General features: G+C 58.7%; 24 protein-coding genes and 2 tRNA genes. 17 read left to right on the top strand and 9 right to left on the bottom strand.

All coding sequences use genetic code 11. The features are described from left to right. Position 1 precedes the first annotated feature (1 nt). A complete protein-coding gene (locus tag KVG88_RS28985; protein WP_150702703.1) occupies positions 2-778 on the top strand; it encodes a divergent polysaccharide deacetylase family protein in 777 nt (258 codons plus the stop codon). Positions 779-863: 85 nt separating this feature from the next. Here the strand turns inward: KVG88_RS28985 and KVG88_RS28980 are convergent, their stop codons facing one another. The 7 genes from KVG88_RS28980 to KVG88_RS28950 form a co-directional block, all read right to left on the bottom strand. Next, complete coding sequence (locus tag KVG88_RS28980) at positions 864-1,619, bottom strand: substrate-binding periplasmic protein (protein WP_217873418.1); 756 nt, start codon at positions 1,617-1,619, stop codon at positions 864-866. Positions 1,620-1,697: 78 nt separating this feature from the next. Further along, positions 1,698-2,468, bottom strand: a complete 771-nt coding sequence (gene hisF, locus KVG88_RS28975; protein WP_007897430.1) for an imidazole glycerol phosphate synthase subunit HisF — start codon at positions 2,466-2,468, stop codon at positions 1,698-1,700. A 9-nt stretch (positions 2,469-2,477) separates the two neighbouring features. After that, a complete protein-coding gene (gene hisA / locus KVG88_RS28970) occupies positions 2,478-3,215 on the bottom strand; it encodes a 1-(5-phosphoribosyl)-5-[(5-phosphoribosylamino)methylideneamino]imidazole-4-carboxamide isomerase (RefSeq protein WP_015093076.1) in 738 nt (245 codons plus the stop codon). A gap of 42 nt (positions 3,216-3,257) precedes the next feature. Continuing rightward, on the bottom strand, positions 3,258-3,515 hold the full coding sequence (locus tag KVG88_RS28965) for a DUF2164 domain-containing protein (RefSeq protein WP_150702700.1): 258 nt from the start codon (positions 3,513-3,515) through the stop codon (positions 3,258-3,260). Further along, on the bottom strand, positions 3,516-4,154 hold the full coding sequence (hisH, locus tag KVG88_RS28960) for an imidazole glycerol phosphate synthase subunit HisH (protein WP_008080553.1): 639 nt from the start codon (positions 4,152-4,154) through the stop codon (positions 3,516-3,518). Continuing rightward, positions 4,154-4,747: an imidazoleglycerol-phosphate dehydratase HisB gene (gene hisB, locus KVG88_RS28955; protein WP_007939452.1), complete on the bottom strand. Its 594-nt coding sequence runs from the start codon at positions 4,745-4,747 to the stop codon at positions 4,154-4,156. Before hisB ends, hisH begins: the two co-directional genes overlap by 1 nt. 273 nt (positions 4,748-5,020) lie before the next feature. After that, on the bottom strand, positions 5,021-6,682 hold the full coding sequence (locus KVG88_RS28950; protein ID WP_150702699.1) for an OFA family MFS transporter: 1,662 nt from the start codon (positions 6,680-6,682) through the stop codon (positions 5,021-5,023). Positions 6,683-6,905: 223 nt separating this feature from the next. Here KVG88_RS28950 and KVG88_RS28945 point away from each other — a divergent pair, with 223 nt between their 5' ends. The 5 genes from KVG88_RS28945 to KVG88_RS28925 all read left to right on the top strand — a co-directional run bounded on the left by KVG88_RS28945 (position 6,906) and on the right by KVG88_RS28925 (position 11,114). Beyond that, a complete protein-coding gene (locus KVG88_RS28945; RefSeq protein WP_217873417.1) occupies positions 6,906-7,310 on the top strand; it encodes an acetyl-CoA sensor PanZ family protein in 405 nt (134 codons plus the stop codon). A gap of 78 nt (positions 7,311-7,388) precedes the next feature. Further along, a complete protein-coding gene (locus tag KVG88_RS28940) occupies positions 7,389-9,614 on the top strand; it encodes an AsmA family protein (protein ID WP_217873416.1) in 2,226 nt (741 codons plus the stop codon). Next, a complete protein-coding gene (gene mutY, locus KVG88_RS28935) occupies positions 9,611-10,678 on the top strand; it encodes an A/G-specific adenine glycosylase (RefSeq protein WP_150702696.1) in 1,068 nt (355 codons plus the stop codon). The genes KVG88_RS28940 and mutY overlap by 4 nt, the downstream gene beginning before the upstream one ends. Continuing rightward, complete coding sequence (locus KVG88_RS28930) at positions 10,675-10,947, top strand: oxidative damage protection protein (RefSeq protein WP_150643273.1); 273 nt, start codon at positions 10,675-10,677, stop codon at positions 10,945-10,947. Before mutY ends, KVG88_RS28930 begins: the two co-directional genes overlap by 4 nt. A 91-nt stretch (positions 10,948-11,038) precedes the next feature. Continuing rightward, positions 11,039-11,114 (top strand) — tRNA-Phe (locus KVG88_RS28925). A 137-nt stretch (positions 11,115-11,251) separates the two neighbouring features. Here KVG88_RS28925 and KVG88_RS28920 read toward each other — a convergent pair. Further along, positions 11,252-11,701 (bottom strand): carboxypeptidase regulatory-like domain-containing protein, encoded by a 450-nt coding sequence (locus KVG88_RS28920; protein WP_217873415.1) that lies wholly within the window; start codon positions 11,699-11,701, stop codon positions 11,252-11,254. 261 nt (positions 11,702-11,962) lie between these two features. On the opposite strand from KVG88_RS28920, the gene KVG88_RS28915 reads away from it, so the two are divergent. The 4 genes from KVG88_RS28915 (at position 11,963) to KVG88_RS28900 (ending at position 14,957) form a co-directional block, all read left to right on the top strand. Then, positions 11,963-13,015, top strand: coding sequence for a PDDEXK nuclease domain-containing protein (locus tag KVG88_RS28915; protein ID WP_217873414.1), 1,053 nt, complete (start codon positions 11,963-11,965; stop codon positions 13,013-13,015). Positions 13,016-13,086: 71 nt separating this feature from the next. Beyond that, positions 13,087-14,061: an alpha/beta hydrolase family protein gene (locus tag KVG88_RS28910; RefSeq protein ID WP_217873413.1), complete on the top strand. Its 975-nt coding sequence runs from the start codon at positions 13,087-13,089 to the stop codon at positions 14,059-14,061. Positions 14,062-14,081: 20 nt separating this feature from the next. Further along, positions 14,082-14,498: a hypothetical protein gene (locus KVG88_RS28905; protein WP_217873412.1), complete on the top strand. Its 417-nt coding sequence runs from the start codon at positions 14,082-14,084 to the stop codon at positions 14,496-14,498. Positions 14,499-14,504: 6 nt separating this feature from the next. Continuing rightward, positions 14,505-14,957, top strand: coding sequence for a hypothetical protein (locus tag KVG88_RS28900; protein ID WP_217873411.1), 453 nt, complete (start codon positions 14,505-14,507; stop codon positions 14,955-14,957). Positions 14,958-15,030: 73 nt separating this feature from the next. On the opposite strand, the gene gabP is transcribed toward KVG88_RS28900, so the two are convergent. Beyond that, the gene (gene gabP / locus KVG88_RS28895; protein ID WP_217873410.1) at positions 15,031-16,422 is read right to left on the bottom strand and encodes a GABA permease; all 1,392 of its coding nucleotides are present in this window, start codon (positions 16,420-16,422) and stop codon (positions 15,031-15,033) included. Positions 16,423-16,974: 552 nt separating this feature from the next. On the opposite strand from gabP, the gene KVG88_RS28890 reads away from it, so the two are divergent. The 7 genes from KVG88_RS28890 to KVG88_RS28860 all read left to right on the top strand — a co-directional run bounded on the left by KVG88_RS28890 (position 16,975) and on the right by KVG88_RS28860 (position 22,255). After that, entirely contained in the window at positions 16,975-17,748 is a 774-nt protein-coding gene (locus KVG88_RS28890) for an ABC transporter ATP-binding protein (RefSeq protein WP_007972784.1), read from the top strand. Positions 17,749-17,761: 13 nt separating this feature from the next. Continuing rightward, positions 17,762-18,508, top strand: coding sequence for an ABC transporter substrate-binding protein (locus KVG88_RS28885; protein WP_150702689.1), 747 nt, complete (start codon positions 17,762-17,764; stop codon positions 18,506-18,508). Positions 18,509-18,586: 78 nt separating this feature from the next. Further along, positions 18,587-19,282, top strand: coding sequence for an ABC transporter permease (locus KVG88_RS28880; RefSeq protein WP_057712425.1), 696 nt, complete (start codon positions 18,587-18,589; stop codon positions 19,280-19,282). After that, the gene (locus KVG88_RS28875; protein ID WP_150702688.1) at positions 19,279-19,968 is read left to right on the top strand and encodes an ABC transporter permease; all 690 of its coding nucleotides are present in this window, start codon (positions 19,279-19,281) and stop codon (positions 19,966-19,968) included. The genes KVG88_RS28880 and KVG88_RS28875 overlap by 4 nt, the downstream gene beginning before the upstream one ends. Continuing rightward, positions 19,949-21,178, top strand: coding sequence for a methyltransferase (locus KVG88_RS28870; RefSeq protein ID WP_217873409.1), 1,230 nt, complete (start codon positions 19,949-19,951; stop codon positions 21,176-21,178). The genes KVG88_RS28875 and KVG88_RS28870 overlap by 20 nt, the downstream gene beginning before the upstream one ends. Before the next feature lie 369 nt (positions 21,179-21,547). Next, complete coding sequence (locus tag KVG88_RS28865; protein WP_217873408.1) at positions 21,548-22,075, top strand: serine acetyltransferase; 528 nt, start codon at positions 21,548-21,550, stop codon at positions 22,073-22,075. Between the two features lie 104 nt (positions 22,076-22,179). Continuing rightward, positions 22,180-22,255, top strand: a tRNA-Thr gene (locus KVG88_RS28860). Positions 22,256-22,526 lie beyond the last annotated feature (271 nt).

Below are 22,526 nucleotides of genomic sequence, written 5' to 3'. Positions count from 1 at the left end.
GATGTTTCTGCGGCTAGCCTTGGGCCTGTTGTGCTGCCTGGTGGGTGTTGCTCACGCTTCCCCCGCCGCTGCGGCGCCACAAAAGGCCTATCTGAGTTTAATCATCGACGACCTAGGGCAGAGCCTGCCCCGGGATCGCCGCGTGCTGGCCCTGCCAGGTCCTGTGACCACGGCGATCATGCCGGACACACCCCACGCCACCGAATTCGCCCGCGAAGCCCATCGCGCCGGCAAAATCGTCATCCTGCATATGCCCATGGATCCGGCCACCGGGCCCTTTGCCTGGCATCCCGAGCTTCCCATCGAAGAGCTTGAGAAACGCCTGAACGCGGCGTTCAAAATGGTCCCCTACACTGCCGGCATCAACAACCACATGGGCAGCCGCATGACCGCGCAGCCCGCCGCCATGGCATGGTTGATGGCGGACTTGCAGCGTCGTCATAAATTCTTCGTCGACAGCCGCACCAGCGCGCAAACCGTGGCGGCGCAGCAGGCACAGAAGATTGATCTGGCGAGCGTGTCGCGCGATGTGTTCCTCGATGATGAGCGCACTGAAGCGGCGATCTTCACTCAGCTACAGACAGCCATCAGCCTGGCGCACAAACAGGGCTCGGCGGTGATGATCGGGCATCCATACCCGCAGACATTAGCGGTGCTTGAACGTGAATTGCCGAAACTGAAGGCTCAAGGGATTGAGTGGATTGATATCAAACAGATGATCAGCGTGCGCAGCAATCGGGCGACGGCGGCGCATGGCAAGGATGGGGTTTACCGATAAAAAGATCGCAGCCTCCGGCAGCTCCTACATTGGAATGGTGTGCATCCTGTAGGAGCTGCCGGAAGCCGCGATCTTTTAAAAGGCTCTAGAGATACTTCGCCATGATGTCATCCACCACGCCGTCTTTACGCAGCTGATCCAGCGCGGCTTGCAGCTTGGCCACCGTTTCATCCGGGACGGCTTTATTCAGCGCCAGGTAAAGCTCGGCGCTGTTGAACCGCAGCACAGTCTTGAGCCCGCTCACGCCTTCCTGGCGCGCCAGATAGCGCCCGGCCGGATCGCCCGTGGCCCACAGATCAATCTGGCCGTTGACCAGCTTCTTCGCGTTGTCCTGATCACGCAAAACCACCACCGGGTTCAAGCCTTGCCTGGCCAGCGTCGTGGCAATGGCGTCGCCCTTGTAGGCGCCGATCTTGTACTTTCGTGCGTCATCCAGGGTTTCGAGGGTGATTTTGCTGTCAGCCTTGGCCAGCATAATCCAGTCATCCGGACCAATCGGTCCGACCCACTTGAAGAGTCGCTCGCGGTCCGGCAAACGCGCCATCACAAACGCCCCGTAACCTGGGTTTTCCAGGGCGAGTTTGTAGACCCGCTCCCAAGGGAAGCGCAAGGTCAGGCTGTAGGTGATGTCGGCACGCTTGAAGATTTCGCGAACGATGTCGGTGGCGATGCCATCGATGTTCTCGCCCTGGGCGAAGTTCTTGCCGTTCTTCGCCATGTTGTACGGAGGGAAATTTTCCGTCAGCAACACCATGTCGGTGTCAGGTCTGTCGGCGGCATGCGCCGCACTGACGAACAACAGAGAAGCGCTGGCAAGGGCAAAAAGAAGACGTTTAAGCATGTCTGGCTACCGAAATCCATGGCGTCCCCAAGAGTGCCCTGAGCCCGCCATGATGTCCACTGGCCTGTATGGGTTTGTTTAGCGCATCACGATGCCGCGATGAGCCATATAAGCCTTGGCTTCCTGCACGGTGTATTCGCCGAAGTGGAAAATACTCGCCGCCAATACTGCACTGGCGTGGCCTTCGAGAATGCCGTCGGCCAAATGCTGCAGGTTGCCGACGCCGCCGGAAGCGATCACCGGAATGCCCAGCGCATCGCTGATGGCACGGGTCACGCCCAGGTCGAAGCCGTTTTTCATGCCGTCCTGATCCATGCTGGTCAGCAGGATTTCACCGGCACCCAGGCCTTCCATCTTCTTCGCCCACTCAACGGCGTCGAGGCCGGTCGGCTTGCGACCGCCATGGGTGAAGATTTCCCAGCGCGGGGTTTCGCCCGGACCGGAGACTTTCTTTGCATCGATGGCCACCACGATGCACTGCGAACCGAAATGCTGCGCGGCTTCGCCGACGAATTCCGGGTTGAACACCGCCGCGGTGTTGATCGACACCTTGTCCGCGCCAGCATTGAGCAGGTTGCGGATGTCTTGCACGGTGCGCACGCCACCGCCCACGGTCAACGGGATGAACACCTGGCTGGCCATGCGTTCAACGGTATGCAGCGTGGTGTCGCGTCCGTCGACGCTGGCGGTGATGTCGAGAAAGGTAATCTCGTCCGCGCCCTGCTCGTCATAACGACGGGCAATTTCCACCGGATCGCCGGCGTCGCGGATGTTTTCGAATTTCACACCTTTAACGACACGGCCGTTGTCCACGTCCAGGCAAGGGATGATGCGTTTGGCCAGCGCCATGGTCAGTCCTCAGCCTTTGTACGAATCGCAGAAAGCTTGCGCTTCAGCGACGTCGAGGGTGCCTTCGTAGATCGCCCGGCCAGTGATTGCGCCGATGATGCCTGGCGCCTTGGCGTCGAGCAGCGTCTTGATGTCACCCAGGTTGTGGATACCACCGGAAGCGATCACCGGGATCGATGTAGCCGCCGCCAGTGCCGCGGTAAACGGCACGTTGCAGCCCTGCATCATGCCGTCTTTGGCGATGTCGGTATAAACGATGGCAGACACGCCATCGGCTTCGAATTGCTTGGCCAGGTCGATCACCTGAATGGTGCTGATTTCAGCCCAGCCATCGGTCGCGACGAAACCGTCTTTGGCGTCCAGACCAACGATCACCTTGCCCGGAAAAGCACGGCAGGCTTCAGCGACGAAGGCCGGATCTTTCACGGCTTTGGTGCCGATGATCACGTAGCTCACGCCAGCCTTCACGTAGTGCTCGATGGTTTCCAGGGAGCGGATGCCGCCACCGATCTGGATCGGCAGGTTCGGGTAGCGCTTGGCGATGGCCGTGACCACTTCGCCATTGACTGGCTGGCCTTCGAAGGCGCCGTTCAGGTCGACCAGATGCAGACGACGGCAACCGCCCTCCACCCACTTGGCAGCCATGCTCACCGGGTCATCGGAGAACACTGTGGAATCTTCCATGCGGCCCTGGCGCAGACGAACACAGGCACCGTCTTTAAGATCGATAGCGGGAATAATCAGCATCTGGCAAACCTTCAAATTTGAATGTTCAGCTTGGCTCGGAAATCAGTTTTTCTCGAGCGCCCACAGGTCGCTTTCGATGCTTTCGAACCTCTCTTTGAGGTGCGCCTGCACATCGAAAATCGCCCTGTTGTAATAGTGCGGAGCAATTTCACGGGTAAACAGCTCAAGAATTTCAGCCGCCTCGAACGAGCCGAGGTCGAGTTCAAAGCGGTCTTCCATGAAACGCTTGATCTTGTGATTGGCCTCGTTCTCCTGTTCAGGAGTGAGGGTCAGGATCGGCGGCTTTTTCTTGACGGCCATTTACCAGCGACCGTCCCACGCAGCGAAGTTCTGCAGCAATTGCAGGCCATGGGTATGGCTTTTCTCCGGGTGGAACTGCACGGCGAAACGCGAGCCATCGGCCAGCGCCGCGGCGAAATCGACCCCGTAATGACCGCCACCCACCACCTGACGCGCATTGGCGGCGGCGATGTAGTAGCTGTGCACGAAGTAGAAACGCGCCATGTCCGGAATGTCGTGCCACAGCGGGTGACTGACCTTCTGCTTCACTTCGTTCCAGCCCATGTGCGGGACTTTCAGGTGTTCGCCGTCTTCATGCAGGTCTTTGCCGAAGAACTTCACCGCGCCCGGGAACAGGCCGATGCAGTCAACGCCGTCGTTCTCTTCGCTGGTGTCGAGCAAGGCTTGCATGCCGACGCAAATACCGAGGAACGGACGATCCTGACTGACTTCACGCACCAGCGAGTCGAAACCGAGGCGACGAATTTCCGCCATGCAATCGCGAATCGCGCCGACGCCGGGGAAAACCACCCGGTCGGCTTCGCGAATCACGTTGGCATCGCTGGTGATCAAAACCTTGCCGGCACCGACGTGCTCGAGGGCCTTGGCCACCGAGTGCAGGTTGCCCATGCCGTAATCGATTACCGCGACTGTCTGCATTACAGAACGCCCTTGGTCGATGGCATTTGCCCGGCCATGCGGTCATCGAGCTCGACGGCCATGCGCAGGGCGCGGCCGAAAGCCTTGAAGACGGTCTCGATCTGGTGGTGGGTGTTGTGCCCACGCAGATTATCGATGTGCAGGGTGACGTTGGCGTGGTTGACGAAGCCCTGGAAGAACTCCTGGAACAGGTCAACGTCGAAACCGCCGACGGTGGCGCGGGTGTAGGGAACGTGCATCTGCAGGCCTGGGCGACCGGAGAAGTCGATCACCACGCGCGACAGCGCTTCATCGAGCGGCACGTAGGCGTGGCCGTAGCGACGGATGCCTTTCTTGTCGCCGATGGCTTTTGTGAATGCCTGCCCGAGGGTGATACCGACGTCTTCCACGGTGTGGTGGTCATCGATATGCAGGTCGCCCTTGCTGACAATATCCAGGTCGATCAGCCCGTGACGGGCGATCTGGTCCAGCATGTGCTCAAGAAAAGGAACACCGATATCGAATCGGGCCTTTCCGGTGCCATCAAGGTTGATCGAGGCTTTGATCTGGGTTTCCAGAGTGTCGCGCTCGACAGACGCCATACGTTCGGCCATCACCAGCTCCGCAAAATCATTGGGCGAAAAAGGCAACCATTATAGGGGCGCGGGCCGGAAACAGAAACACGGGAGGTGATATGACTGACGGAGTGAATCCGGGGTGTCGCGGGTAGACATGTGTATACAAGCTACCGGGGCACACCGCACAAACAAGTGTGGGAGCGAGCCTGCTCGCGAAAGCGGTAGATCAGCCAACAATTATGCCGACTGACACTCCGTCTTCGCGAACAGGCTCGCTCCCACAGTTTTCGCGTTTATGCAGCTAACACCTTAGTGAAACAGTACTGCCGTCTTCTGCAGAGTCACCCACACACCCCACGCCAACGGAATACCCACCGCCAGCCAGGCAGCAATTGCCAGAGGCTTGGTGCCCGGCGCCGCTTTCCACTCCAGCGAGGTGCTGGCGTCAGCGCCCTTGTCGTGACCCAGCGCCTGTTCGGCAGCCAGTTCTGCGTCGGTCATGAAGTACTTGTCGGCCACCGGACGCACCAGCAGGTTGCAGATGAAACCCAGCACCAGCAGGCCGGCGAGGATGTACAAGGTGATGTCGTAGGCCGCGGCACGTTCAACGCCGATGCTCAGCTGATACTCACGCAGGTAGTTCACCAGCACCGGACCCAACACGCCCGCCGCCGCCCATGCGGTCAGCAGACGGCCGTGGATCGCACCGACCATTTGCGTACCGAATAGATCCGCCAGGTAAGCCGGAACAGTCGCAAAACCACCGCCGTACATCGACAGGATGATGCAGAACGCCGCCACGAACAGCGCGACGTTGCCCAGGTGGCCGAGGTTCGGGATCAGCGCGTACAGCGCAAAGCCAAGGGCGAAGAACACGAAGTAGGTGTTTTTGCGTCCCAGATAGTCCGAGAACGAAGCCCAGAAGAAACGGCCACCGATGTTGAACAGGCTCAGCAGACCGGTGAAGCCGGCAGCGATCGCAGCGATCGAAGCCAGTTGCCCGGCATCCAGCTGACCAAATGGCAGGTCATTGCCCAACAATTTGCCGCCGAACACTTCCTGCAACAGCGGCGAAGCCATTCCCAGGATGCCGATACCGGCAGATACGTTCAGGCACAGCACCAGCCAAACGAGGCGGAATTGCGGGGTTTTCCACGCCACATTCACGTGTACGTGACGGTTGGTGATCATCGCGTTCGAGGCTTTTTTCGCAGGTGCGGTCCAGCCTTCAGGCTTCCAGCCGGTTGGCGGCACGCGGTAGGACAGTGCGCCACCGATCATGAACACGAAGTAGATCGCGGCCATGGCTACGAAGCTCTGCCATACGCCAACGCCTTCAGGCGAACCGAAGTGGCTCATCAAGGCTGTCGCCAACGGTGCACCAACCATCGCACCGCCACCGAAGCCCATGATCGCCATGCCGGTCGCCATGCCACGCTTGTCCGGGAACCACTTGATCAGGGTCGACACCGGCGAGATGTAACCCAGGCCCAGGCCGATACCGCCGATGACCCCGGAACCGATCCACATCAACCAGATCTGGTGCGTGTAGATGCCCAGCGCCGAAATCAACAGACCGCCACACCAGCACAGTGCCGATACAACGCCAGCCTTGCGTGGCCCGGCGTGCTCCAGCCAGCCGCCCCAGATGGCTGCCGAGCAACCCAGGAAGATGAAGAACAGGGTGTAGATCCAGCCGAGCATCGAGATCGGCCAGTCGCATTGCGAAGAAAAGACTTGAGCGATAAAGCTCATGTCCGGCGCACAGGCCATCGGTTTAGTGATGCCGAGCGCTTTGGACAACGGCAGCCAGAACACCGAGAAGCCGTAGGCCATGCCGATGCAGAGGTGGATGGCCAAAGCGGCCGGTGGTACCAGCCAACGGTTGAAACCGGGCTTGGCGATGATGCGCTCCTTAGACAGGAACGCTGGCTGGCCGGCAAAACCGTCCGCCGCGATACTCGTGGTCATTGTGTATCCCCCAATTATTAGTATGGTTCGCCAGACACTCTTCACCCCCAGCCTTTATGCGCACGCATGACTGTTTTCTAAGGCGAAGCTCCATTTTGGTGCGGCATCAAGTCGCAGAAGGACTGACGAACGGGCGAAGGTTACCATTTGCACGTGACAGAAAAACCAAACTGATATCACCTTTTTTACCGTTGTCTGTTCTCGTACCACTGAAGGATCCACCATGCCCATCGTTGTCGAGTCACTGAACCACGCCACTGAACAAGATCGGATGGATCTCCAGAAGATCTACCTTGACGCTCCACAGTGGCTGTTTGCACCGTTTGCAGGGGATGCGCAGCTGATTGAAGCCTGCCTGCAGGACGGCTCATTGATTGCAGGACGTTTCAACGATCGATTGTTGGGCGCGGCCCATCTGCAGCGCGGCGTGGAGATCTGGCATATGTCTCAATTGTGCGTCCGAAAAGTCACCCGACGTCGTGGGGTCGCGGAACGCCTGGTGCGGCAAGCGCAGACCATGGCTGCCCAGTCCGGCGCGTCCCTGCGCCTGTTAGCGCCCGCCGGTCACCTGGAGGCCCAGGCTTTGTCGGCAAAGCTGAACGTGCCGCTCGATGCCCTGTCCGACTGATCGCTGACCGGTCGTCTCTTTTGGAGCGCTATACTCCCCGGCTAAATTTTGAATTCGACTAACTACAAGGACTCGCCCATGAAAGCGTTCGGCAAAATCCTGGGTCTGGTACTTCTCGGGCTGTTGCTGATCATTGTGGCGCTGGGCTTTGCCCTGACGCACCTTTTCGATCCCAACGACTACAAAGACGAGATTCGCCAGATTGCCCGCGACAAGGCCCACATCGAGCTGACGCTCAATGGCGATATCGGCTGGAGCCTGTTCCCATGGCTTGGCCTGGAATTGCACGACGCCGGTGTCGCGACCCTGGCCAAGCCCACCGAGCCTTTCGCCGACTTGCAGATGCTTGGCCTGTCGGTCCGCGTGCTGCCGCTGCTGCGTCGTGAAGTGCAGATGAGCGACGTGCGCGTCGAAGGTCTCAACCTGCGCCTGACCCGCGACAAGGATGGCCACGGCAACTGGGAAGACATCGGCAAAGTGCCCAAGCCGGCAACCCCGGACACGCCACCAGCATCGTCCAGCGAGCCTGAGGCACCAACCACCGCTCAGGCAGAGAAACCGGCCCAGCCGATTCGCCTGGACATCGACAGCCTGACGGTCAACAACGCTCGCGTTGAATACAACGACGAAAAAACCGGCAAGCAGTTCAGCGCCGAAAGCATCCAGCTGAGCACCGGCCCGGTGCATGATTCCACCAACATTCCGGTCAAGCTCACTGCGTTCCTCGGCACCAACCAACCGGTTCTGCGGGTACGCAGCGAGCTCAGCGGCGAACTGCGTTTCGAACGCGCGTTGCAGCGGTACAAGCTTGAAGACATGAAACTGTCCGGTGAAATCGCCGGCGATCCGCTGCAAGGCAAGACCATGACCTTCGCCGCCCAAGGCCAATTGCTGCTCGACCGGGCCGCCAACGTCGCCGAGTGGACCGGGATCAAGATTTCCGCCAACCAATTGCGTGCGCTGGGTGAGTTGAAGGTCAATGACCTCGACAAAACCGCGCAGGTCAGCGGTGGCCTGTCGATTGCCCAGTTCGACCTGGCGAAGTTCGTCGACAGCATCGGCCAGAAACTCCCGGCCATGGCTGAAGGCAGCCTGAGTAAAGTTGAACTGGCGACGCGTCTCGCGGGAACGCCCTCGAGCCTTTCGCTGGACGACATCAACCTCAAAGTCGACGACAGCACGTTCACCGGCCGCATCGCCGTCGAGGATTTCGCCAAGCAATCTCTGCGCGCAAACCTCAAGGCAGACACGTTCAATGTCGACCGTTACCTGGCGCCGAAGTCGGCCGAGGCCAACAGCGCCAAGCAAGTACGTCAGGCTGAAGTCGCCAGTACCGAAGCCGATGCCATGGCCGGCGCCGGCAGCACGCCGCTGCCACAGTCGCCGACCAAAGAGGCGTGGAGCAGCGAGCGCCTGTTGCCAGTGGAACGCCTGAGCAAACTGGACGTGGACGCCGACCTCACCTTCGGCCAGTTGACCCTGGAAAAATTGCCAATTCACAATGCAGTGCTCAAGGCCAACGGCCAAGGTGGCATGCTGACACTGGCGAGCCTGCGCGGTGATTTGTACGAAGGTAACTTCGAAGCCAAGGGCACCCTCGATGTGCGTCAGCAGGCGCCTGTGCTGAACCTGCAGACGCAGATCAGCCGCGTGCCAGCGGAAAAAATCCTCGAGAGCCAGGGCAAAGAACCACCGGTCAAAGGTCTGGTCACGCTCAACAGCACCCTGACCGGCACGGGCAACAGCCAAAAAGCGCTGATCGAAACCCTTAACGGCAACGCCAGTTTCGTCATCAACAATGGCGTGTTGCTCAACGCCAACCTTGAGCAGCAGCTGTGCAAAGGCATCGCCACGCTCAACCGCAAAACCCTCAGCGGCGAGCCACGGGGCAAGGACACACCGTTCCAGGAGCTCAAGGGCAACCTCAATTTCCGTAACGGCGTGGCCAGCAATCCGGACCTGAAAGTGCGCATCCCGGGCATGACCGTCAACGGTGACGGCGATGTCGATCTGCGAGTGCTGGGTATGGATTACCGCGTAGGCATCGTTGTCGAAGGCGACACCAGCGCCATGCCGGACCCGGCCTGCCAGGTCGGCGACAAGTTTGTCGGTATCGAGTGGCCGCTGCGTTGCCGTGGTCCGCTGGAACTGGGCGCCAAGGCTTGCCGACTGGACAACGAACGCATGGGCCAGGTCGCGAGCAAACTGGCGGGCGAACGCATCGGCGAAAAAATCGACGAGAAGCTGGGCGATAAAGTCAGCCCGGAACTCAAAGACGCACTCAAGGGGCTGTTCAAGCGATGAGAGCCGAGCAGTTTTCAACGGCGGTGCTGGACTGGTTCGACCGCCACGGCCGGCACGATTTGCCCTGGCAGCAGGACATCAACCCGTATCGGGTGTGGGTCTCGGAAATCATGTTGCAGCAAACCCAGGTCAGCACCGTACTGAATTACTTCGACCGTTTCATGGCCTCGCTGCCGACGGTCGAAGCCTTGGCGTCTGCGCCGGAAGACGAAGTGCTGCACCTGTGGACCGGCCTGGGTTACTACACCCGCGCTCGCAATCTGCAGAAGACCGCGAAGATCGTCGTCGAGCAGTACGGCGGCGAATTTCCCCGGGATGTGGAAAAACTCACTGATCTGCCGGGCATCGGTCTGTCCACCGCTGGCGCCATTGCGAGCATCAGCATGGGCCTGCGCGCGCCGATTCTCGACGGCAACGTCAAACGCGTGCTGGCGCGCTTTACCGCGCAAGAGGGCTACCCCGGCGAGCCGAAGGTCGCCAAACAGCTCTGGGCAAACGCTGAGCGCTTTACGCCGCATGATCGGGTCAACGCCTACACCCAGGCGATGATGGACCTGGGCGCGACGCTCTGCACCCGCAGTAAACCCAGCTGTCTGCTGTGTCCGCTGGTGAAGGGGTGCGAAGCGCACATGCTCGGCCTGGAAACCCGCTACCCGATCCCCAAGCCGCGCAAAGCCATCCCGCAAAAACGCACGTTGATGCCGATGCTCGCCAACGGTGAAGGGGCGATTTTGCTTTACCGTCGCCCGTCAACGGGCCTGTGGGGCGGTTTGTGGAGCCTGCCGGAACTCGACGACCTCGACGACCTGCCACATCTGGCATCGCAGCACTCGCTGGAACTGGGCGCGCAGCAATCGCTTGCGAACCTGGTGCACACCTTCAGTCATTTCCAATTGTCCATCGAACCCTGGCTGGTTCAGGTCCAGGACGCCGGCCATCACGTGGCCGAGGCCGACTGGCTCTGGTATAACCTCGCCACCCCGCCGCGCCTGGGCCTTGCCGCCCCGGTCAAAACCTTGCTCGAACGCGCGGCCGCCGTATTGAACGCAGGAGAGTCGTCATGACCCGCACCATCATGTGCCGCAAGTACAAAGAAGAATTGCCAGCCCTGGAACGCGCTCCGTTCCCGGGCGCCAAAGGCCAGGACATTTTTGATCACGTCTCGGCCAAGGCCTGGGCCGACTGGCAAAAACACCAGACCCTGCTGATCAACGAAAAACGCCTGAACATGATGAACGCCGAAGATCGCAAATATCTTCAGGGCGAGATGGACAAGTTCTTTTCCGGCGAGGATTACGCCAAGGCCGAAGGCTACGTGCCGCCGTCCGAATAACCCCCCGATTTCGTAAGCGACGGAATTAATTTAAGAAATTTTAAAAAAGTCGTTGACGTAAATCCGAAAAACCCTTTTAATGCGCCCCGTTGCCCAGATAGCTCAGTCGGTAGAGCAGGGGATTGAAAATCCCCGTGTCGGCGGTTCGATTCCGTCTCTGGGCACCAAATACCGAAAACCCTGAATCGCAAGATTCAGGGTTTTTTTATGCCTGCGATTTGATAGCCATCAAAAAATCGGCCATTGCCACAGGCCATAAAAAACCTGGATCGCTGGATTCAGGTTTTTTGTTCGCGAGCCCTCCCTAGCTTTCGCCATTCCAATGGAAGACCAGGTTACGGGCCGCGCCGCTGCCGATATCCGCCACATCACGCCGCACCTCACCATTGCGTGTGGCGATGACGGTGTACTTGCCGGCCGGCAGTTGCACATACACCAACGGGCCGGCGTTATTCAGTTTCAGGACGGTCTGGCCTTGGGCTTTTTCAATGACCACGTCCACGTCCGGGATGTATTTGTTGTCCGCGCCGACAGCGAAGGTCATGTGCAGGTTGTAGCCCGTGGTTTGCTGGATGGCCTTTGCCTCATCCTCGCCAATCCCGCCGGACAGGTAAGTAATGCCGTTTTGTTCCTGCCGCTGAATCTGCACACCTGAGCTGCCGATAGGCTCAACGCTGGCAGCAGGTGCCATCGCAGAAAACATGAACGCGCCGACCGTGGCGATGGGCAATATCAGTGAATGGAAGTTCTTCATAGTGGCGACTCCCGGGCTCTACAGAACCCATTCGTTACCTGTGTTTTGATTTCTTGGCGAAGATACGAGTTTCAGAATGATTCAGTCTTGGGTTGAGTACGAAATGTACTACGAGAATCACTCCTCGGATCTGACCTGATATACGCCCGGTCCTGCGAGAGAAACCGGTATTTCCTGCCGACTTCTCAGTGTCGGCCGGCATCGTTGTCCCAGGCCGTTTGCGATTCTCTTCTGCGTGTTCAACGCCACGCGGAAGACTTCATGAGCGCTCTCAAACCCGGCGACACCCAAGACCCACAACTCGCTTCACTACTTGGCAATCTTGGCGAACCGATCCGCCAAGCACGTCAAAAAGTGTTGCGTGCGGTCGACACCCTTCAAGTGCAAACCTGCTGGCAGATCGGTCGGCATATTTTCGAGTTCGAGCAAGGAGGGGCTCGGCGCGCGGGTTACGGAAAACAATTGCTGTCGACCCTGGCAGAGGTGCTGACAGCGGAGTTTGGCAAAGGCTTTGACGCCTCCAACCTTCGCTACATGCGCCTGTTCTATCAAGCATTCCCAATTCGTGACGCACTGCGTCACGAATTGAGCTGGACCCACTACCGCCGTCTGCTTCGGGTCGACAACGATAGTGCTCGTCTCTGGTATATGAACGAATCAGCCACCCAAAACTGGTCAAGCCGCGCCCTGGAACGCCAGATCAACACGCTTTACTACGAACGCCTGCTGGCAAGCCGCGATCGCGGCAGCGTCAAGCAGGAGGCCGCTGCCAACATTCAGAACATGAAAGCCGGCCCTCGGGATTTCATCCGCGATCCGGTAGTGCTGGAGTTTCTTGGCTTGCCCAACGCGGGCAGACTTCAAGAAAGCGAAATAGAGCAGGCGCTGATCGAGCAGCTTCAGGGCTTCCTGCTGGAACTGGGCAAAGGATTTGCGTTCATCGCCCGCCAACAGCGCATCAGCACTGACAGTAAGGACTTCTACATCGATCTGGTGTTCTACAACTACCTGCTCAAGTGCTTTGTCATCTTCGATATCAAGCGCGGTGAGCTGACCCATCAGGATGTGGGGCAGATGGATATGTACGTGCGAATGTATGACGACCTCAAGCGCGCAGATGAAGACAGCCCCACCGTTGGCATCATTCTCTGCGCACAGAAAGATGAGTCCGTGGTGCGTTACTCGGTGCTGGAGGGCAATGAACAATTGTTTGCCAGCAAATATCAGCTGGTATTGCCGAGCGAGGAAGAGTTTCGCGCGGAACTGGATCGAGAGCGGGCAGTTCTGGAAGAGCGGCTCGATCAAAAGCCGTGATGGTTGCGGTGGATTGTTCATCGGCTGCGTGAAGACTATCGTTGGCAACTACCCGCAAAGGTCTGGCTCCGATGAATTTGCAGGAAACACCACTACTTGCTCCCGTACAAATCGAGCTTCCGTTAACCAGTGATGCGCTTGGCGAGCCCTTCAGGCAAACCGCTGCCGATGGCTTCGTCCTCGGCGGATTCGCCTGGCGGCATGCGGCTGCGGACTCCACTCGCCCGGTCGTCGTCATTAACGCCGCAACCTCGGTCCGCTGCCGACACTACTCGCGTTTCGCCGATTACCTGTTCGCTAACGGCTTCGATGTCATTACCTATGATTATCGAGGGATCGGCGAATCGCGTCCGGCGTCAATCAAAGGACTACAAGCCACTTGGACCGACTGGGGCGCCCTGGATTTCGAGGCGATGCTCCAACGTGCGCAGCAAGCGTTTCCCGGTCAGCCGATTGATGTGGTCGGTCACAGCTTTGGCGGCTGCGCAGCGGGCCTGGGAGCCTCCGGACAAATCATCCGACGCCTGGTGACGGTCGGCGCGCAATTCGCTTACTGGCGCGATTACGCGCCCGCCCATCGCTGGCGCATGTTTGGCAAGTGGCACGTGGTGATGCCTTTGCTGACGAAGATCTGTGGTTACTTTCCCGGCAAACGCCTTGGCTGGCTGGAAGACACGCCCGCCGGGGTGGTCCGTGACTGGAGCACGCCCACCGCCCGCTACGAAACGCGTCCCAGCGGTCGGATAATCAACGATCACCTGCCCTTCGCCAACGTCACCGCGAATACCCTGGCGATCAGCATCAGCGACGATCCCTACGGCACTATTGCGGCCATCGAACGCCTGCTCGCCTACTTCACCGGCAGCTCCAGGACACACCTGCGCATAACGCCCGAAGACATCGGCGAGACAGAAGTTGGTCATTTCGCCTTTTTTCGCAGCGCATACCAAGCCACACTATGGCCCATTGCATTGTCCTGGTTGCAGAACGGTGAGCTGCCCCCTGACACACCCGGGCGGACAATACCGCGCAGCCACCCCAATTAACGCATAACGGAACAACACCCATGGCCTCCGCCAACAAGCAGCAAAAACGCGCCTCCCGCGCCAAGGCCAAGGCCAAGCAGAACCGCAACCAACGCGCTGCCGCGCCGGTCGAGCTGGACCCGAACGATGACCGCATTGACTTTGAATCGGTTGATCTGACCGAGTTGTTCAAAGAAATGCTCGATGCGCAAAAGATCAGCCAACAAGCCATGTGCGCAGCCTTTCTTGAACACCCACTGCTTGCACTGGTGCTGGAGCAGGAGGGTGAAGAAACAGCGACGGACTTCATCATCGCGGCGCTGATCGAGTATCGCCAATGGTCTACCGAAGCGGATGAAGCCAGTGCTCTGGCGTGGATCGAATCCCCGGAGTTCCAGATTGACTACGTAACGGCGTCCGAAGTCATCGCAGCACAAAACCAACAGAAACCGAACTGAGTTCCCATGGCCTCCCTGAACAAGCAACAGAAACGCGCCAAACGCGCAAAAGCCAAAGCCAAGCAGATCAACATCCACGGCAGAAAGCCCGCCGAACTGGACGATGACCTTGGTCACCTTGCCGAGCCGATCCCGGAATACACCCTGGCAATGTTCAGCAAAATGCGCGACGCCGAAGCCGTCAGCCGCGGCGAAATGCTCTCGGTCCTGCTGACGAACCTGGCCTTCATCATCATCGACCATCCAGAACTGCTGGACATGGAGAACGCCGACGACGAAGGCATGGCCGCCACCCACCTGGCCGCCGACATGCTGATCGACTACCGCATGTGGGCCGACGGCATGGACCGCGAAACCGCCCAGGCCTGGCTCAGCGAGCCGCAATTCATCACCGACTTCGGCGATGCCCTGGACGTCTATAGCCGATCTCAGGCAGCGCCGGAAGAAAAAGCCGAGTAACCACTTGGCTTCGGCAAACAAAACGGCCGCTTGTCATCACTGACAGCGGCCGTTTTTATTTCAGCCAGAGTACTTAGCGCGCGACTGCCGCGACCAGTTTCTCATGGCGACGACGACGGGCCACCAGCAAGCCGGCAGCCACCACCATCAGGCTCAACAACCCTGTGGCGATGATTTCCACACGGTGGGCTTCCTGGAACAGCATGATGGTCAGGGCCGCAACGATGAAGACGATCACCGCGTAAGTCAGGCCCGGGAACAGCCACATGCTGAAGGCGATTTTTTCACCACGGGCAATGCGCTGCTTGCGCATACGCAGCTGCGAAAACGCGATCACCAGGTAAACCAGCAGTGCAATGGCGCCGGAACTGGCCAGCAGGAACTCGAACACCGCCGCAGGCGCCACGTAGTTGGCGAAGGTGGCAAGGAAGGCTGCACCGGTGGACAACATCACCGCCCAGTAAGGCGTGCCACTTTTATTGGTGCGCGTGGAAACCGCTGGCGCATCGCCGCGCTTGCCCAGGGAAAACAACATGCGCGACGACGTGTAGAGCGCCGAGTTCAGGCAGCTGGTTACCGCAACCAACACCACAATGTCGACGATCATCTTGGCGTTCGGGATGCCCATGCGGTCAAGCACAGTCTGGTAGGAACCAACGCTGGCCAGAATCGGGTCGTTCCAAGGCACCAGGGCCACGACGATGAAGATCGACACGAGGTAGAACAAGCCGATCCGCCAGATCACCGAGTTGGTGGCCTTGGAGATTTGCTTGCCCGGGTCTTTCGATTCAGCGGCCGCGATGGTCACGATCTCGGTGCCCATGAAGGAGAACATGGTGGTCAGGATTGCGCCCAACACGGCGCCCATGCCGTTTGGCAGGAAGCCTTGGGTGTCGAACAGGTGCGAAACACCGCTGACTTGACTGTTCGGCAGGAAACCGAAGATCGCCGCCAGGCCAAGAATGATAAAACCGATGATCGCCAATACTTTGATCAGGGCGAACCAGAACTCGAACTCACCGTAGTTCTTCACGCTGAACAGATTGGTCACGGTCAGCAGCATCGTGATGACCAGTGCGAAAGCCCAGATGTCCACACCCGGGAACCAGGCGTGCAGGATCGTCGCGGCGGCGTTGGCTTCCAGCGGGATCACCAGCACCCAGAACCACCAGTAGAGCCAGCCGATGGTGAAACCGGCCCAGTGACCGATTGCGCGGTCGGCGTAAGTGGAAAATGAACCGGTGTCCGGCGAAGCCACGGCCATTTCGCCGAGCATGCGCATCACCAACACCACCAGCATGCCGGCGGCGGCATACGCCAACAGAACAGCCGGACCTGCAGCAGCGATGGCGTGACCCGAGCCAACGAACAGGCCGGCGCCGATAACACCGGCAATCGACAGCATGGTCACGTGGCGCGGTTTGAGCCCCTGTTCGAGGCCATTAGAGCTTGGGGTACTGCTCATTAAAACTACCTTTGTAAGGAGAAGCGAATGCGTGCATCCCGTTTAGCGATCCTTCTCGTAAAAAGAAACCAACGGGGCGTTCCGGATTCTGCATGCAATAATTGCGCCAAAATGTTTCAAAACCCTCTGCAGCGGGGCTCTGCTCCTGACCGGACAGTCATCGCAAGTCATTGAGATTAATGGCAATTTGCCAGATCGTTACCCTGCGACCCACTTTAAGGACGAACCAAGGCACCCGAAACACACCCCAAAAATGCTCAACGCACAATAAAAGTGCGTTTGGCCGGTTAGCGCTTCCCACCCCCCGCCAAAGCTGGCAACATCGCGCCCTTTTTGCGACAGCCGCTGCGCTTTTTGTTTGAAAGCCAGGTTCAAACGGCTGTTCGGTTGTTGATGGGGCGACAGTCTGCTGTGCCGATGCGACAACCTGCCATATGCCACCCGTTTACTGCCCGTAGCGCTGTTGGCTGCCCTTGAAACGCTATGCTAGCTTGGCCGCCACGCCAGGAAGGCCGCCAACAGCAGGAGCGAAACACACAATGAGGAACGCACATGGCTGAGGCCACGCCCGCGCTTGAAATCCGCAACTTGCACAAACGCTACGGCTCGCTTGAGGTGCTCAAAGGTATCTCGCTGACCGCTCGCGACGGCGACGTGATCTCGATCCTCGGCTCCTCCGGCTCCGGCAAGTCCACGTTCCTGCGTTGCATCAACCTGCTGGAAAATCCGCATCAGGGGCAGATCCTGGTGGCCGGTGAAGAACTCAAGCTCAAGGCCGCGAAGAACGGCGAACTGGTTGCCGCCGATGGCAAACAGATCAACCGCCTGCGTAGCGAGATTGGTTTTGTGTTTCAAAACTTTAATCTGTGGCCGCACATGAGCGTGCTCGACAACATCATCGAAGCCCCGCGCCGGGTGCTCGGCCAGAGCAAGGCTGAAGCCATCGAAGTCGCCGAAGCCCTGTTGGCCAAGGTCGGCATCGCCGACAAGCGCCACGCCTACCCCGCGCAATTGTCCGGCGGCCAGCAACAACGCGCAGCCATCGCCCGCACGTTGGCCATGCAACCCAAGGTCATCCTGTTCGACGAGCCCACCTCCGCGCTTGACCCGGAAATGGTCCAGGAAGTACTTAATGTCATCCGCGCCCTGGCCGAAGAAGGCCGCACCATGCTGCTCGTGACCCACGAAATGGGCTTCGCCCGTCAGGTCTCCAGCGAGGTGGTGTTCCTCCACCAGGGCCTGGTAGAAGAGCAAGGATCGCCACAGCAGGTGTTTGAAAACCCGCTTTCGGCGCGCTGCAAACAATTCATGTCCAGCAACCGCTAACGGAGCTACCCGCATGCAGAACTACAAAAAGGTCTTCCTGGCTGCCGCCGTCACCCTGGCGTTCAGCGCCGGTGCCATGGCCGAAACCCTGAAGATGGGCATCGAAGCGGCTTACCCGCCGTTCAACAATAAAGATGCCAGTGGCAATGTCGTCGGCTTCGACAAAGAGATCGGCGATGCCTTGTGCGCCAAGATGAAAGTCGAGTGCACCGTCGTCACCTCCGACTGGGACGGCATCATCCCGGCCCTGAACGCCAAGAAGTTCGACTTCCTGATTTCCTCGATGTCGATCACCGACGAGCGCAAGCAAGCGGTAGATTTCACCGACCCGTACTACTCCAACAAGCTGCAATTCATCGCACCGAAAAGTGTCGACTTCAAAACCGACAAGGCTGCGCTGCAAGGCAAAGTGATCGGCGCACAACGTGCAACCCTCGCCGGTACCTGGCTTGAAGACAACATGGAAGGCGTTGAAGTCAAACTCTACGACACCCAGGAAAACGCCTACCTCGACCTGACTTCCGGTCGCCTGGACGGCATCCTCGCCGACAAATACGTCAACTACGAGTGGCTGAAAAGCGACGCCGGCAAATCCTATGAATTCAAAGGTGACCCGGTAGAAGAAAGCGACAAGATCGGTATCGCCGTGCGTAAAAACGATCCAATCCGCGAGAAGCTGAACGTCGCGCTGAAAGAAATCGTTGCTGACGGCACCTACAAGAAGATCAACGACAAGTACTTCCCGTTCAGCATCTATTGATCCTGACCTGCCGAACCGGCGCCCTCCTCTGAGGGCGCCGGTCCCCGGCATTGCCTGCCGCGATTTGAAAAGAAATCCATGATTATCGACCTCTACGGATTCGGCCCGGCGCTCGCCGCTGGCGCGCTGATGACTGTGAAACTGGCACTCTCGGCCCTGTGCCTGGGGCTGGTGCTCGGTTTGCTCGGCGCCTTGGCCAAGACTTCCCCGTACAAGCCGCTGCAATGGCTTGGCGGCACTTATTCGACCCTGGTTCGCGGCATCCCGGAATTGCTCTGGGTACTGTTGATCTACTTCGGCACGGTCAACCTGATGCGTGCCTTGGGCGAGTTCTTCGGCAACCCCGACCTTGAACTCAATGCTTTCGCCGCGGGTGTGATTGCGCTGGGACTGTGCTTCGGCGCCTACGCCACGGAAGTGTTTCGTGGAGCGATCCTCGCCATTCCCAAGGGCCATCGTGAGGCCGGCGTGGCCCTGGGCCTGTCGAAATGGCGCATCTTCACCAAGTTGATCATGCCGCAGATGTGGCGCATCGCCCTGCCCGGCCTGGGCAACCTGTTCATGATCCTGATGAAAGACACTGCGCTGGTATCGGTGATCGGCCTGGAAGAAATCATGCGTCATGCGCAAATCGGCGTGACCGTGTCCAAACAACCGTTCACGTTCTATATGGTCGCTGCGTTCATGTACCTGAGCTTGACGGTGCTGGCGATGACCGGCATGCACTTCCTGGAAAAACGCGCCGCTCGCGGCTTCGCGAGGAGCACACAATGAACTGGGAAGTCATCATCAAGTGGTTGCCGAAACTGGCCCAGGGCGCGACTCTGACGCTGGAGCTGGTCGCAATCGCCGTGATCGCCGGCCTGCTGCTGGCGATCCCGTTGGGTATCGCTCGCTCGTCGAAGCTTTGGTGGGTCCGCGCATTCCCCTACGGCTACATCTTCTTTTTCCGTGGTACGCCGTTGCTGGTTCAATTGTTCCTGGTCTACTACGGCCTCGCGCAGTTCGACGTGATCCGTAACAGCTCGATGTGGCCGTACCTGCGAGACCCGTTCTGGTGCGCCACGGCAACCATGACGTTGCACACCGCGGCCTACATCGCCGAGATACTGCGCGGCGCCATTCAGGCGATTCCTCCGGGCGAGATCGAAGCAGCGAGAGCCTTGGGCATGTCCAAACCCAAAGCGCTGTTCTACATCATCCTGCCGCGTGCCGCGCGCATCGGTCTGCCGGCGTACAGCAACGAAGTGATCCTGATGCTCAAGGCCAGCGCCCTGGCCAGCACCGTGACCCTGCTGGAGCTGACCGGCATGGCCCGCACCATCATTGCCCGGACCTACCTGCCTGTGGAGATCTTCTTCGCCGCCGGCATGTTCTATCTGGTGATGGCTTACGTGCTGGTGCGCGGCTTCAAGCTGCTGGAGCGCTGGTTGCGCGTCGATGCCTGCCAAGGGCGTTGAATCCCACGTGTTGACGGGCGAGGCCCTACTCGCCCGCTTCACGGCGCTGGATACTTTTCTTACAGAGCATCAGGCGCTGTGGAAGCCTCGACCGTTCACGCATCTTCATCTGCCGTGGGAAGCTTCCCACCCGGAACTGGCTGCCTGGCTACGCGGGCGGTCACTGAAAGATGCGGAAAACGCTCACAACCAACCTGCTCTTCTGGACGCCCCCGAGCCTTTCACCTCATTAGCGGCAATGTCCGTTGCACTGAGCGCCGTGGGTGAATTGCCAGCCCATGCGCTCCCAACGGCGGGCCATCGACTGAACGTCGACGTGCCTGGGCGCAAGTGGCATCAGATCGAAGCCTTCGCCAGTCGCTTGCAGTTTGCCGATGCACCCAGGCACTGGCTGGACTGGTGCTCCGGCAAAGGACACCTTGGGCGCCGGTTGTTGCAAACCGGCCAACAGCTGACCTGTGTGGAATACGACCCAGCGCTGGTTGCCAGCGGCCAGGCCCTCAGCCAGCGTCATCACCTGCATGCGCTACATGTTGAGCAAGATGTGCTCGCCGCCACCGCGGCTGCGCTGCTGAAAGCTGAACACACGCCCGTTGCCCTGCACGCCTGCGGTGATCTGCACGTACGGCTGATACGGCTGGCCAGTGCGGCAGGCTGCAAGCAGCTCGCCATCGCCCCCTGCTGCTACAACCGGATCAGCCTGGCCAATTACGCGCCGATGTCTACCGCCGCCCAAGGTTCAGGCCTGCGACTGTCGCTCGATGATCTCGCGTTGCCCATGAGCGAAACCGTCACTGCCGGCGCTCGCGTGCGACGGCAGCGCGATACATCCATGGCCCGGCGACTGGGCTTCGACCTGCTGCAACGCGAGCTGCGCGGCGTTGACGATTACCTGCCAACCCCGTCTTTGCCCAGTGCCTGGCTGGATAAACCCTTCGCCGATTACTGCCAGCATTTGGCCCAACTCAAAGAGTTATCCACAATCGCTACGCAAGATTGGTCAGCCCGCGAAGCCAGTGGCTGGCAACGCTTGGCGTATGTGCGCAATCTTGAGCTGCTCCGTGGACTTTTCCGACGCCCATTGGAGCTGTGGCTGGTGCTAGATCGGGCACTTTTCCTCACAGAGCAGGGATACACCATACGCCTCGGAACATTCTGTGAAAGCCCGCTTACGCCGCGCAATTTCCTATTCCTGGCAGAGTGCCCTTAAGCAACGCCAGCCTGTGGATAACTCTGTTGATGAAATTATCGTGGATCCAATATTTACAGCTGTTTCAGAGGTGAAACTAAAGTGTTCAGATTTTGAACAGGGGAATAAAGAACCTGAAAAACAGGGATTTGCGAATAGATGAGAACGAGTCCACAAATCTTCACCTAATCGCGTGCAACTCAAATTCCATTGTGCATAAGCATTCGATCAAAAGGACATAACCGCCAAATTCGGGGCGGCTTGGGCGGAATATGCGCAAGCTTTCACTCATTGAAGTGAAAACCAAGGCAACCGGGATCGTAGGCACCTTAGTGGCAACCAGCTAGTATCGGTGACCTCACAGGCAAATGATTCAGCAGAGGCCACGTTTTGAATCTCAATACCTTGATAGAGCATTGGCAGTCGGAAGTTTCCAACAAGAAAAAACGTGGCAGCCGCACCGGCCTTATCAGCAATATCCTCAAGCGTATTCGCAAGAACAATACGCTGCGCTACTTGTTCATGTTCCGTCTGGCCCAGTACTTCTATTCCGGTAACAGTTTTGCCCGCTGTTACGCCAAACGGCTGGAGCGCAAACTCAACCTCAAGTACGGCGTCGACATCAGTATCGATGCCCAGATCGGTCCAGGTTTTCGCATCGGGCACCTGCCCGGCGTGGTGATCACCGGCAGCGTCAAAATCGGCCGAAATTTTTTCATTCGCCAAAACACCACCATCGGCATCAAGACCCTGGGCTTGGACAGTTACGACCTGGTGATCGGTGACAATGTCAGCATCGGCGCCAACAGCTGCATCATCGCCGACACCCTGAACATCGGGGACAACGTCACGATCGGAGCCATGTCATTCGTCAACAAAGACATCTCTTCGGGGACGACGTTTTACAACCCGCGATGACCACCCGCCTGCGCCAGAAATCCGCAACAGAGGCCTGCGCAAAAATAGTCAGAATTCAGGGGTTTACAGAACCTGCCCAATCGCTATAATCGTCGCCCTGACACGCCGGTATAGCTCAGATGGTAGAGCAACTGACTTGTAATCAGTAGGTCCCGGGTTCGATTCCTGGTGCCGGCACCATACAAAACAAAGCCCTCGTAGAAATATGAGGGCTTTGTTGTTTCTGGCATCCAGGAATTCCCTGGATGCTTGCACATTGCTGCGATAAGTCCAACAAAGCCCTATCTCCATCGACAGACCAAGCTCTGCCCCCGCTCCTCCACCCGTTACAATTTCGCATTAGCGCAACATTGACGGGCTCTTACACCTACCTATAATGCACCCCAACACACCCGCCAAGCCTAGGTTGACCCAGTCAGCAAGCTCAAATCGTGCGGGTTTTTTTTGCCTG

Origin of the sequence: Pseudomonas azerbaijanoccidentalis, assembly GCF_019145495.1 — a bacterium.
GTDB lineage: Bacteria > Pseudomonadota > Gammaproteobacteria > Pseudomonadales > Pseudomonadaceae > Aquipseudomonas > Aquipseudomonas azerbaijanoccidentalis.
This window is presented reverse-complemented; position numbering and strand designations above follow the sequence as displayed.